The organism is Paraburkholderia bannensis NBRC 103871, assembly GCF_000685015.1.
GTDB lineage: Bacteria > Pseudomonadota > Gammaproteobacteria > Burkholderiales > Burkholderiaceae > Paraburkholderia > Paraburkholderia bannensis.
The window spans coordinates 305556-317180 of sequence record NZ_BAYA01000001.1 but is presented as its reverse complement, the minus strand read 5'-3'; the positions used below and the strand labels follow the sequence as shown (position 1 = coordinate 317180).

Annotated in this window: 9 protein-coding genes and 7 tRNA genes; 13 read left to right on the top strand and 3 right to left on the bottom strand. The window is 63.2% G+C overall.

The genetic code is table 11. The features are described from left to right. Positions 1-17 precede the first annotated feature (17 nt). The 3 genes from BBA01S_RS01425 (at position 18) to BBA01S_RS01415 (ending at position 3587) form a co-directional block, all read left to right on the top strand. The gene (locus BBA01S_RS01425; RefSeq protein ID WP_407668283.1) at positions 18-1091 is read left to right on the top strand and encodes an ABC transporter permease; all 1074 of its coding nucleotides are present in this window, start codon (positions 18-20) and stop codon (positions 1089-1091) included. Next, the gene (locus BBA01S_RS01420; protein ID WP_027814867.1) at positions 1088-2707 is read left to right on the top strand and encodes an ABC transporter ATP-binding protein; all 1620 of its coding nucleotides are present in this window, start codon (positions 1088-1090) and stop codon (positions 2705-2707) included. Before BBA01S_RS01425 ends, BBA01S_RS01420 begins: the two co-directional genes overlap by 4 nt. A 160-nt stretch (positions 2708-2867) precedes the next feature. Beyond that, on the top strand, positions 2868-3587 hold the full coding sequence (locus BBA01S_RS01415) for a C40 family peptidase (RefSeq protein ID WP_027814866.1): 720 nt from the start codon (positions 2868-2870) through the stop codon (positions 3585-3587). A gap of 79 nt (positions 3588-3666) precedes the next feature. Here the strand turns inward: BBA01S_RS01415 and BBA01S_RS01410 are convergent, their stop codons facing one another. Next, positions 3667-4674, bottom strand: a complete 1008-nt coding sequence (locus BBA01S_RS01410) for a patatin-like phospholipase family protein (RefSeq protein ID WP_084161693.1) — start codon at positions 4672-4674, stop codon at positions 3667-3669. 463 nt (positions 4675-5137) lie between these two features. Between BBA01S_RS01410 and gltX the strand changes: the two genes are divergently transcribed. From gltX to BBA01S_RS01365, 9 genes are all read left to right on the top strand, one after another. Beyond that, positions 5138-6559, top strand: a complete 1422-nt coding sequence (gltX, locus tag BBA01S_RS01405) for a glutamate--tRNA ligase (RefSeq protein WP_027814864.1) — start codon at positions 5138-5140, stop codon at positions 6557-6559. 224 nt (positions 6560-6783) lie between these two features. After that, positions 6784-6859, top strand: a tRNA-Ala gene (locus BBA01S_RS01400). 55 nt (positions 6860-6914) lie between these two features. After that, positions 6915-6990: transfer RNA gene (locus tag BBA01S_RS01395), tRNA-Glu, on the top strand. Between the two features lie 73 nt (positions 6991-7063). Further along, a tRNA-Asp gene (locus BBA01S_RS01390) sits at positions 7064-7140 on the top strand. A 75-nt stretch (positions 7141-7215) separates the two neighbouring features. Beyond that, positions 7216-7291: transfer RNA gene (locus tag BBA01S_RS01385), tRNA-Glu, on the top strand. An 83-nt stretch (positions 7292-7374) separates the two neighbouring features. Next, a tRNA-Asp gene (locus tag BBA01S_RS01380) sits at positions 7375-7451 on the top strand. A 56-nt stretch (positions 7452-7507) separates the two neighbouring features. Next, positions 7508-7583, top strand: a tRNA-Glu gene (locus BBA01S_RS01375). A gap of 78 nt (positions 7584-7661) precedes the next feature. Beyond that, positions 7662-7738: transfer RNA gene (locus tag BBA01S_RS01370), tRNA-Asp, on the top strand. A gap of 197 nt (positions 7739-7935) precedes the next feature. Beyond that, positions 7936-8400, top strand: coding sequence for a GNAT family N-acetyltransferase (locus BBA01S_RS01365; RefSeq protein ID WP_027814863.1), 465 nt, complete (start codon positions 7936-7938; stop codon positions 8398-8400). 39 nt (positions 8401-8439) lie between these two features. Here the strand turns inward: BBA01S_RS01365 and BBA01S_RS01360 are convergent, their stop codons facing one another. Continuing rightward, positions 8440-9327 carry an AraC family transcriptional regulator gene (locus tag BBA01S_RS01360; protein WP_042295579.1) on the bottom strand — a complete coding sequence of 296 codons (888 nt, stop codon included), beginning with the start codon at positions 9325-9327 and terminating at the stop codon, positions 8440-8442. A 173-nt stretch (positions 9328-9500) separates the two neighbouring features. Between BBA01S_RS01360 and BBA01S_RS01355 the strand changes: the two genes are divergently transcribed. Then, positions 9501-9902, top strand: coding sequence for a gamma-glutamylcyclotransferase family protein (locus BBA01S_RS01355; RefSeq protein ID WP_027814861.1), 402 nt, complete (start codon positions 9501-9503; stop codon positions 9900-9902). A gap of 108 nt (positions 9903-10010) precedes the next feature. Here BBA01S_RS01355 and aceB read toward each other — a convergent pair whose 3' ends face one another. Next, on the bottom strand, positions 10011-11603 hold the full coding sequence (gene aceB, locus BBA01S_RS01350) for a malate synthase A (RefSeq protein ID WP_027814860.1): 1593 nt from the start codon (positions 11601-11603) through the stop codon (positions 10011-10013). Positions 11604-11625 lie beyond the last annotated feature (22 nt).

Sequence of the window (11625 nt, the reverse complement as noted above, 5' to 3'; positions counted from 1 at the left end):
CCGGCGCCGAACCCGAACTGCGTACCGAGAGCGTGCGCGCCTTCAAGTCGCCCACGCCCGCGCGGCGCGTCTGGCTGCGTTTCAAGCAGCAGCGCCTTGGCTACTGGAGCCTGATTATCTTCATCGTCGCGTTTGCGGTGAGCCTGGCAGGCCCGCTCTGGTGCAACGACAAGCCGATCGTCGTGCGCTACGACGGCCATCTGTATTTCCCGCTTTTCAAGGACTATCCGGAGACGGCGTTCGGCGGTGACTTCCCGACGCCCGCCGATTATCTCGATCCGTATATCCGCCATCGCTTCGACGCGCCCGGCAACTTCGCGGTTTATCCGCCGAATCCGTACTACTACGACACGCTGAACTACTTCTCGAAGGTGCCCAATCCCGCACCGCCGTCGCGCCAGAACTGGCTCGGCACCGACGCGAGCGGGCGCGATCTGTTCGCGCGCCTGCTCTATGGCTTCAAGGTTTCGGTGGAGTTCGGGCTGGTGCTGACCGCCATCGGCACGATCCTGGGCGTGCTGGCGGGCGCGTTTCAGGGCTATTTTGGCGGCCGTATCGATATCGTCGGCCAGCGCCTGATCGAGATATGGAGCGCGCTGCCTGAGCTCTATCTGCTCATCATCTTCGCGTCGATCTTCGAGCCGGGTTTCATTCTGCTGATCGTGCTGCTCTCGCTGTTCGGCTGGATCGGTTTATCGGACTACGTGCGTGCCGAATTCCTGCGCAACCGCAACCAGGACTATGTGATCGCCGCGCGCGCAATGGGTCTGTCGAACTGGCAGATCATCTGGCGTCACGTGCTGCCCAATAGCCTCACGCCGGTGATCACGTTCCTGCCGTTTCGCATGAGCGGGTCGATTCTCGCGCTCACGAGCCTCGATTTTCTCGGGCTGGGCGTACCGCCGCCCACGCCTAGTCTGGGCGAACTGCTCGCACAGGGCAAAGGCAATCTGGACGCGTGGTGGATTTCGATGTCGACGTTCGGCGTGCTCGTCGTCACGCTGCTGCTGCTGACGTTCATGGGCGACGCGCTGCGCAACGCGCTCGACACACGCATCTCCGACGCGATGAAGGCCGGAGGCAATCAATGAGCGCACTGCCTGAGACCATTGCAACGCCGCTGCTGTCGATCGAGCATTTGAGCGTGCGCTTCGGCGACACGCTGGCGGTGGACGATATCGCGCTGGCCATCGGTCGCGGCGAGCGTGTGGCGCTGGTCGGCGAATCCGGTTCCGGCAAGACCGTCACGGCGCTGGCGATCCTGCGCCTGCTGCGCGATGCGCAGATCGAGGGCGCGATCCGTCTGGACGGCGACGATCTGCTCGCGAAGAACGAACGCGCGATGCGCGGCCTGCGCGGCAACGAGATCGCGATGATCTTCCAGGAGCCGATGACGGCGCTGAACCCGCTCTACACGATCGGCGAGCAGATCGCCGAAACCATCGTGCTGCACGACGGCGTGCCGAAGAAGGAGGCGTACGAGCGCGCGGTGGGGCTGCTGGAGCGCACGGGCATTCCCGAGCCGCGCCGGCGTCTGTTCAGCTATCCGCATCAGCTGTCGGGCGGGCAGCGCCAGCGCGTGATGATCGCGATGGCGCTGGCGTGCCGTCCGCGCCTGCTGCTGGCGGACGAGCCGACCACGGCGCTCGACGTGACGATTCGCGGCCAGATCGTCGACCTGCTGCTCGAACTGCAACGCGAGGAGGCGCAGCGGCGCGGCATGTCCGTGCTCCTCATCACGCACGACCTGAACCTCGTGCGCCGCTTCGCGCAGCGCGTGGCGGTGATGGAGAAGGGCAGGCTCGTGGAAACGGGCACGGTGGAGCAGATTTTCGAGTCGCCGCAGCATCCGTACACCCAGCGGTTGATCGCCAGTCGTCCGGAGCGCAACGTCCTCCCCGTGCTGCCGATCGCCCCGGTGCTGCTCGAAGCGAAAGACGTGAGCGTCGATTTTGCGACGAAGCTGCCGGGCTTCAAGGGATGGTGGCACCGTGGGCGCTTTCGTGCGGTCAACGACGCGAGCGTGTCGGTGCGTCAGGGCGAAACGCTGGGCATCGTCGGCGAATCGGGGTCGGGCAAGTCGACGCTGGCGATGGCCTTGTTGGGTCTGCAACGAACCGCGGGTGGCGGCGTCGAGTTCCAGGGGCGGCCGATCGCCAGTTATCAGGGGCGTGAGCGGCTCGGCCTGCGCGCGCATCTGCAGGTGGTCTTTCAGGATCCGTTCAGTTCGCTTTCACCGCGTCAGACCGTCGAGCGCATCGTAGGGGAGGGGCTGGCGCTGCACCGGCCCGAACTCTCCGCCGACGAGCGCCGCAAGCGCATCGTCGGCGTGCTGCGCGAAGTGGGACTCGACCGCACGGCGCTGCAACGTTATCCGCACGAGTTTTCGGGCGGCCAGCGCCAGCGCATCGCCATCGCGCGCACGCTGGTGCTGGAGCCGCGCGTGATTGTGCTCGACGAACCGACCAGTGCGCTCGACGTGTCGATCCAGCAGCAGGTGCTGCGATTGTTGACGGAGCTGCAACGCAAATACAACCTGGGCTACGTGTTCATCAGCCACGACCTGGCGGTGATCGGGGCCATGGCGCACCGTGTCGCGGTGATGCAGAACGGCGCGATCGTCGAAGCCGGAGATGTAACAAAAATCTTTGACGACCCCACCCACGCTTACACGCGAAAGTTGCTGAAAGCTGCCTTCGATCGCTGAACCTCCTGAGAACTTTAGGGAGATTTTTGGTGAAATTCACCAATGAGGTGCGCGTCGCGATTGTATTTTTCTATTTGTTTTGACACACAAATACTATCTGGCTAGTATCGTCCAAACTTTTCTTCTAACTCCCTGATTTACGGGCAATTTCTACCGACCCATGCAGCACCGATACCTGACCCAGGCTTGCACGCGAGTCGTCGCCGGCATGTTCATCGGCGTACTGATGGCCGCAGCTAACGGCGCGTTTGCCGACGAAGCTAGCAGCTTTAACCAGAATGTCTCATTCGCCCCCTCCAGCCAGGCGAATTCGCAGTCGCTTCCTTCGGCCCAGGCGGCCGTTCAGAACGCTCCTTCCACGCCCTCGAGCACGCAATCCGCACCGGCTCCGTCCGAAGGCGGCGCACGCGCATTCCTTTCCGGCATGGCCGGCAAGGCTGGCGACGTGGTCGTTGGCGCCCTGAATATGATCGGCGTGCGTTACCGCTGGGGCGGCAATACGCCGGATTCGGGCCTCGATTGCAGCGGCTTCGTGCGTTACGTGTTCCAGGACACGCTCGGCATGAACCTGCCGCGCCGTGCTGAGGAAATGAGCCGCGTCGGCGAAAAGGTGAGCATGAGCAACCTGAAGCCGGGCGACCTCGTGTTCTTCAACACGATGCGCCGCACGTTCTCGCACGTGGGCATCTATATCGGCGACAACAAGTTTGTGCACTCGCCGTCCACCGGCAGCACGATTCGCGTCGACGATCTGGACGATGGTTACTGGGAAAAGCGTTTCACGGGCGCTCGCCGTATCGAGACCTCGTTCACGCCTGACCAGCAGCAAAGCCTCAAGCAGCGCGTGAGCGCGCAGTTCGATACGACCGGCGGCAATTAAGCGCGGTTTTATCGGGTCGGGTCAAAAAAAGCCTGCTTCATCGAAGCAGGCTTTTTTGCGTCTGGCGCCCGGAAACCGTTCAGGCTTGCGCGCTGCGTGCCGCAGCCAGCTTGCGCTCGATTTCGGCGGCCGCGCGTGCGCCGGCTTCCTCACCGGCGAGAATCGCGGCGTTGCGCTGCGTGAAGTCGCTGCTCGACATTGCACTGAGGCTCGGTCGGATGACGACGTCGGCGTATTTGTCGAGCTCGTAGGTCTTGATCGACTGGCCCATGATCGTGAAGGTCTGCATCAGGACGTCGAACTGACTGAGCGTCGACGCCGATTCCGGACGCGACGAGATGTCCACGGCGATCACAAAATCGGCGCCCATTTTCTTTGCGAACGAGGCCGGCACTGGGCTCACCAGGCCGCCATCGACGTATTCGTGGCCACCGATCTTCACCGGTTCGAAGATCGACGGAATGCTGCACGATGCGCGCACCGCAATGCCGGTATTGCCGCGCTGGAACAGGATCGGCTGGCCGGTTTGCAGGTCGGTGGAGACGACGCCGAGCGGCTTGTTCATCTTCTCGATCGGGCGGTCGTGCAGGGTGGTGTTGAGGAAGTTCTGCAGCGCCACGCCTTGCAGGATGCCGCGCGTGCGGAACGGCATGGCCCAGTCGCTGATCGACGCTTCATCCATCGTCAGCGCGAGCTTGTTGAGCGCGAAACCGTTCATGCCCGAGGCGTATAGCGCCGCGACCACCGAACCCGCGCTCGTGCCCGTGACCAGGTCGACCTGGATGTTGCGGGCCTCAAGCGCCTTGATCACGCCGATGTGCGCAAAACCGCGCGCGGCGCCACCGCCAAGGGCGAGGCCCACACGGATCGGGCGCTGCGTGCGTGCGATGGGCGGCGGGGCGACTTGCGGCTTGTTCTCGGGCGATTGCGTACCGGTGGTGGTGCAGGCCGCGAGGACGCTGGATGCGGCCGCGAGCGAAAAGTGGCGGCGGCGCAGCGAAATGGCCGGCGACGCAGGGGCGGCGCAGGTCGATTCAAGGTCGGATTGCGGGTCGGTCGGCAAGACGGGCTTCGTGCTGGGCTTCAAGCAATTTCTCCAGGCGGCGTGCGAGCAGGCATGTGCGTGTATGTGCGTGTAGTGGTCGCGCCGCGTTTGTTCTGGCGGCCCGCATCGACGGGCCGCATCAGGCCGGCGAGGGCGCCAGCGCGCCGACATCATAAGGCAAAGCGCCACGTGCGCACGCGTTGTCCACGCTTTGTCTGTGTAACGCAGTGTGACGTGCAATGCGCGCTGGATAGGGTGCGCAAACAGCGCGATGCAGCCTGAATAGCCCGAACCTTTGCCCCCCATGCCCTGGGGCGGCCGAAGCGCCGCGCGACGGGTATAATCCCGTCTCTAATTTTCCCGGTTTTTCGTTCGCTTCCGGCGCCGCGCCACGCGCCTTGCGCCGCGAACCTACGCCGTCCACCGCCGCCGGATTGGCCTCCCTCGTCACGCGCGAGGTCGCACCAACCGGTCGCGAGACGACACCGTCCTCGAGTATTCGCCCATGACCACGACTCCCGTCCGTACCCGCTTTGCGCCGAGCCCGACCGGCTTCATCCACCTCGGCAATATCCGCTCCGCGCTTTATCCGTGGGCCTTCGCGCGCCGCAACAAGGGCGTCTTCGTGCTGCGCATCGAGGATACCGACGTCGAGCGTTCGAGCACGGAAGCCGTGGACGCGATCATCGAAGGCATGGCCTGGCTCGGCCTCGATTTCGACGAAGGCCCTTTCTACCAGATGCAGCGCATGGATCGTTACCGCGAAGTGCTCGCGCAGATGCAGCAGCAAGGCCTCGTCTACCCGTGCTACATGTCGACCGAAGAGCTCGACGCGCTGCGCGAGCGCCAGCGCGAAGCCGGCGAGAAGCCGCGTTACGACGGCACGTGGCGTCCGGAGCCGGGCAAGGTGCTGCCGACGCCGCCCGAAGGCGTGCAGCCGGTGCTGCGTTTCCGCAACCCGCTGACGGGCGTGGTCGCATGGGACGATGCGGTGAAGGGCCGCGTCGAAATCTCGAACGAAGAACTCGACGATCTCGTGATCGCACGCCCGGACGGTACGCCCACGTATAACTTCTGCGTGGTGGTGGACGACCTCGACATGAAGATCACCCACGTGATCCGCGGCGACGACCACGTGAACAACACGCCGCGCCAGATCAACATTCTGCGCGCGCTGGGCGGCGAGCCGCCGGTCTACGCCCATCTGCCGACCGTGCTGAACGAGCAGGGCGAGAAGATGAGCAAGCGCCATGGCGCGATGAGCGTGATGGGCTACCGCGACGCTGGCTATCTGCCGGAAGCGGTGCTGAACTACCTCGCGCGTCTGGGCTGGTCGCATGGCGACGCCGAAGTGTTCACCTGCGAGCAGTTCGTCGAGTGGTTTGACCTCGATCACCTGGGCAAGTCGCCGGCCCAGTACGACCACAACAAGCTCAACTGGCTCAACAACCACTACCTGAAGAGCGTCGACAACGCGCGTCTGGCCGAACTGGCGAAGCCGTTCCTCGCCGAACTGGGCGTGGACGACGCGGCGCTCGCTAAGGGCGCACCGCTCGAAGGCGTGGTCGCGCTGTTCAAGGATCGCGCCAACACGATCAAGGAAGTGGCCGAAAGCGCCGCCATGTTCTACCGCGAGCCGCAGCCGGAAGCCGATGCCGTCGCCCAGCACGTCACCGACGCGGTGCGCCCGGCGCTGGCCGATCTGCTGACGGCGCTCAAGGCTGCGGAGTGGGAGAAGGCGGCGATCTCGGCGGCTTTCAAGGCAACGCTTGCCACGCACAAGCTCAAGATGCCGCAGCTGGCCATGCCGGTGCGCCTCTTCGTGGCGGGCACGACGCACACGCCGGCCATCGACGCGGTGCTCGAATTGTTCGGCCGTGATGCGGTCGTGAGCCGCATCGAAAAGGGCATTTCTGCGGCTCTGTAAAAAAATTGAAGTTTTCTTGCTCTGGCACTAGCGCCGGGGCAAGAAGTCCTGTAGTATTCGGTCTCCTCTGAACGGGGAACGCAAGAAAAGCAGCAGATCTTGCGGAAAGTACCTCGAATCAAGCAACGAAGTTTCGCCAAAACTTCAAAGCGTAGTAAAAAAATGATTCGAAAGTGCTTGACAAGCGAAAAAATGCAGTTTAAAATTTCGCTTCTGTTTTGCAAGGGGGTATAGCTCAGCTGGGAGAGCGCTTGCATGGCATGCAAGAGGTCAGCGGTTCGATCCCGCTTACCTCCACCAACAAAACAGAGTATTTAGCAGTAAAGTGTAGCAAGGCATTATCTGCAAAGATCATGTCCCCTTCGTCTAGAGGCCTAGGACATCACCCTTTCACGGTGAGTACAGGGGTTCGAATCCCCTAGGGGACGCCAGACATAGGCGTCGTCAACGTGGTTGACGTTGCAGCAGGTGAGGGAAGTGACGCTCATCTGTCGTGTCGAAGTTGGAGCGGTAGTTCAGTTGGTTAGAATACCGGCCTGTCACGCCGGGGGTCGCGGGTTCGAGTCCCGTCCGCTCCGCCAGATAGAAGCCCGCTCAGAAAGCGTGAGTGGGCTTTTTAGTTGTAGCTGTATAAGTTTAAGGCGTAAGCCTGTGTTGTCCCCTTCGTCTAGAGGCCTAGGACATCACCCTTTCACGGTGAGTACAGGGGTTCGAATCCCCTAGGGGACGCCAAATTCAAGTGGCGCCAACAAGTAGTAGCGGCGACGCTGCCAGCGGGAATCGGTTGGTTCTTGCTGGTGATGGAGCATCAAGCTGGAGCGGTAGTTCAGTTGGTTAGAATACCGGCCTGTCACGCCGGGGGTCGCGGGTTCGAGTCCCGTCCGCTCCGCCAGCTTAAAGTTATCCGTTAATTCGGGTAGCATGTAGTTCAAGGCGCAAGCCTGTGTTGTCCCCTTCGTCTAGAGGCCTAGGACATCACCCTTTCACGGTGAGTACAGGGGTTCGAATCCCCTAGGGGACGCCAAATTCAAGTGGCGCCACGAGTTGTAGCGGCGACGCCGCCAGCGGGTCTAACCAACGCCCGCCGGTGATGCAGCAAGCTGGAGCGGTAGTTCAGTTGGTTAGAATACCGGCCTGTCACGCCGGGGGTCGCGGGTTCGAGTCCCGTCCGCTCCGCCAGATTAAAGCCCGCTGGGTCAAACCAGCGGGCTTTTTCTATTTCTCCTCTCGTTCTTCTCTCGATCTTCATTCCGTCGCCGCTCGCGACATTTCCTGTCAGTACGGACAAACGGCCATTGCCTGCGCTCGCGCGTTATCGTAGCGTTGTCGAAACCTCGAATTTTCGCGATAGCCGCCTTATTTGCCGCCTGATTGCCATGTTCGCACCGAACGACATTCCGTCGCGCTTCCAGTTGCGCCACGCCTCCATGGACGACTTCGAGTTCGCTGAGGCGCTTACGCGCCGCAACATGGGCGGCTACTACCAGCGGCATCATCTGATCTGGCGCGGCGATCTTTTTCTCGCCAGTTACCGCGAATCGGAAAATTTCATTCTCGAACTCGATGGCGAGGCCATTGGCGTGCTGCGCGTGACGCAGGAGAACGATTCGCTGCATATCCGCGACGTGCAGATCGCCGAAGGCTATCGCGGCAACGGCGCGGGCACCTTTCTGCTCGACATCTCGCATCGCTGGGCGCGCGAACGCGGCCTGCGCGAACTGCAACTGCGCGTGTTCGTCGATAACCCGGCGGCGCGGCTCTATCTGCGCATGGGCTACCGGGTGGCGGGGCCGCGACTCGCGCGGCTGGGTTCGATCCGGCACATGACGCGGCTGGTCTGAGCCGCCGCTTCCTGAGTGACTTCTCGAACGACTAATCGATCAGGCGTCGTGCGGCGCCGCGATCGGCTCGTCGTTGGTCACGTCTTCTTCGCGCTGATTGTCTTCGCGCTCGCCCGTACCGCGCGCAATGAACGCGCGCGGACTTTCGCCGAAGGCACGCCGGAACATCGCCGAAAACGCACTCTGGCTTTGATAGCCGAGCTCCTGTGCGACGACCGACATCGGCTTGCCCTGATTGAGTAGCGGAATCGCGCGCGCGAGGATCGCCTGCTGACGCCACTGCGAAAAACTCACGCCCAGTTCCTGGCGGAACAGCCGTGCGATGGTGCGTGTGCTTGCGCCGACCTGCGCGGCCCAATGTTCGAGAGAGCCTGGCCCGGCCGGATCGGCGATCAAGGCTTCGCACAGCGAGCGCAGCCGCTTTTCCTCGGGCATCGGTACGGCCAGCGGCAGGGGCGCGGAGCGCGTGATCTCGTCTAAAGCCACCGCGCCCAGTAGCCGCTCGCGCGCAGGGCCGATGGCGCGCTCGTCGAACGCGGCGATCGCCTCGCGCAGCAGCCCCGATACCTCCACCACGCGACAGGCGTCCAGCCCCGGCGGAATCACCGACGCATCGACATAGAGCGTGCGCAAAAACGCATCCTCGACGATGGACACTTCGTGCGTGACGTGCGGCGGCACCCAGATGGCACGCGACGGCGGCACCATCCATGTCGTGCCGGGCGTGGCCATGCGCAGCACGCCGCGCGAAGCGTAGGCGAGCTGCGCCCACGCATGCGTATGCCGCGCGATCCGCACGCCCGCCGCCATGGGCCGCGAGCGCACGCGAATCGGGTGCTCGCTGCTCGGCTCGAACTCGCGTGGAATATCGGCGAGTTCGGCGGGCGGCAACGTGTCCAGCGGCAAGGGTGGCGAAGCGGAGGGCATGGCGAGTCCGGACGATTCTGTCGGCATCATTTTAGGCGGGTGTGGCGTCGCGCGGACAGCGTCGCGCGGACAGCGTCGTGAGAATGCGCCCACGCCAGGCGCGTCAGGCAGCATAATGCTGCCGATATTTTTTCGGCCCGCATTCGGGTAGCCGCCGCACAGGAGCGCAAGGCATGAAATACGTATTCGTCTACGGCACGCTGCGCGCCGGTGAAATCAACGACATCACGCTCGCAGCGGCGCGTCACGCGATCCGCGAACCGCGCCTTGTCGGCCAGTCGAGCGTGGCGGGGCGACTGTACGATTTCGGCCGCTATCCGGGCATGATCGCCGATGCGCAGGCCGCGCCGGTGCTCGGCGACGTCTACGAAATCGACGAAGCGCTCGTGCCCGTGCTGGACGAAATCGAGGAGGTGCATCCCGGCGTCGAAGGCGAGTTTCTGTCGTGCCAGGTGAATGTGGACGTGCAGGGCGCGCAGATCGAATGCCTGTTCTACCCGGTGACGCAACGCGCGGCACAAGGTCTTCCGCAGATCCACGGCGGCGACTGGATCGCCCATCGTCTCGCGCGCTAAATGCGTCTGCACATAAAAAAGGCCCGGCGGACTCGCATCCGCTGGGCCTTTTGACATCCTTTTTGACATCCCTTCATCGCCTTAACATTTCAGGCGATCAACAAGTACTTAGATCTCTTCGTACAGCGGCAGCGTCAGGAATTCGACGAAGTTCTCCGACGTCGACATCTGTTCGAAGATCTGCGCCGCGCGATCGTACGGCTTGGTATCGCCGCCCACCGACGCCTTCACCTTGTCCAGCTCCTGCGCGATCAGTCCGCGCACGAGTTCTGCCGTGACCTTGCGGCCGTCTTCGAGCTTGCCCTTGGGCGAGCGGATCCACTGCCACACCTGCGAGCGCGAGATCTCAGCCGTTGCGGCGTCTTCCATCAGGTTGTGGATCGGCACGCAGCCATTGCCCGCGAGCCACGAACCCAGGTAGTGGATGCCGACGTTGATGTTGTTGCGCAGACCGGCTTCGGTGATCGGCGCTTCCGGGCGGAAGTCCATCAGGTCCTTGCCCGTCACGTTGACGTCGGGGCGCTGCTTGCCGATCTGATTCGGCTTGTCGCCGAGCACCTTCACGAACTCTTCCATCGCGATGGGCACGAGACCCGGGTGCGCAACCCAGCCGCCGTCGTAGCCGTCGCCCGCATCGCGTGCCTTGTCCGAGCGCACGCCGCCCATCGCCTTGTCGTTGGCCGCCGCGTCGTTCTTGATCGGAATGAGCGCGCTCATGCCGCCGATCGCCGGCGCGTTGCGCTTGTGGCAGGTCTTGAGCAGTTCGAGCGCATAGGCGCGCATGAACGGCACCGTCATCGTGATCTGCGAACGATCGGCGAGGCAGAAGTCCGCGTCCTTCTTGAACTTCTTGATCGCCGAGAAGATGTAGTCCCAGCGGCCAGCGTTGAGGCCCGAGCTGTGCTCGCGCAGCTCATAGAGGATTTCGTCCATTTCGAAGGCGGCGAGGATCGTCTCGACCAGCACGGTCGCGCGGATCGTGCCACGCGGGATGCCCACGCCTTCCTGCGCCGCGACGAAGATGTCGTTCCACAGGCGCGCTTCGAGGTGGCTTTCCATCTTCGGCAGATAGAAGTACGGGCCGCTGCCGCGCGAGATCAGTTCCTTCGCGTTGTGGAAAAGGAAGAGTGCGAAGTCGAAGATACCGCCCGACACGCGTTGACCGTCGACGGTGACGTGCTTTTCGTCGAGGTGCCAGCCGCGCGGACGCACGATCAGCGTGGCGATCTTGTCGTTGAGCTGGTACGACTTGCCGTTCTGTTCCAGCGAAATCGTGCGGCGCACGGCGTCCTTGAGGTTGATCTGGCCGGTGATCTGGTTGTCCCAGTTCGGCGCGTTCGAATCCTCGAAGTCGGTCATGTAGGAATCCGCGCCCGAATTCAGCGCGTTGATGATCATCTTGCGCTCGACCGGGCCGGTGATTTCCACGCGGCGGCATTCGAGATCCTTCGGCAGCGCCGCGATCTTCCAGTCGCCTTCGCGGATCGACTTCGTTTCCGCGAGGAAGTCAGGGCGCTCGCCTGCGTCAAGGCGCTTCGTGCGCTCGACGCGCGCCTTCAGCAATTCCTGACGACGGGGCTCGAATGCGCGGTGCAGCTTCGCAACGAGTTCGAGCGCCTCGGGCGTGAGGATCTGTTCGAAGCCGGGTTGGATCTCGGCCGTGATCTGCATGCCTTGCGGCAGTTGCAACGTGTTCGCCATTTGCTAACTCCTTGGTCGGTCA

Coding starts and splice junctions, on each gene's coding strand:
- aceB (WP_027814860.1), bottom strand. CDS start 11,603: ATGGCGAACACGTTGCAACTGCCGCAAGGCATGCAGATCACGGCCGAG.
- BBA01S_RS01415 (WP_027814866.1), top strand. CDS start 2,868: ATGCAGCACCGATACCTGACCCAGGCTTGCACGCGAGTCGTCGCCGGC.
- BBA01S_RS01360 (WP_042295579.1), bottom strand. CDS start 9,327: ATGCCCTCCGCTTCGCCACCCTTGCCGCTGGACACGTTGCCGCCCGCC.
- gltX (WP_027814864.1), top strand. CDS start 5,138: ATGACCACGACTCCCGTCCGTACCCGCTTTGCGCCGAGCCCGACCGGC.
- BBA01S_RS01355 (WP_027814861.1), top strand. CDS start 9,501: ATGAAATACGTATTCGTCTACGGCACGCTGCGCGCCGGTGAAATCAAC.
- BBA01S_RS01420 (WP_027814867.1), top strand. CDS start 1,088: ATGAGCGCACTGCCTGAGACCATTGCAACGCCGCTGCTGTCGATCGAG.
- BBA01S_RS01365 (WP_027814863.1), top strand. CDS start 7,936: ATGTTCGCACCGAACGACATTCCGTCGCGCTTCCAGTTGCGCCACGCC.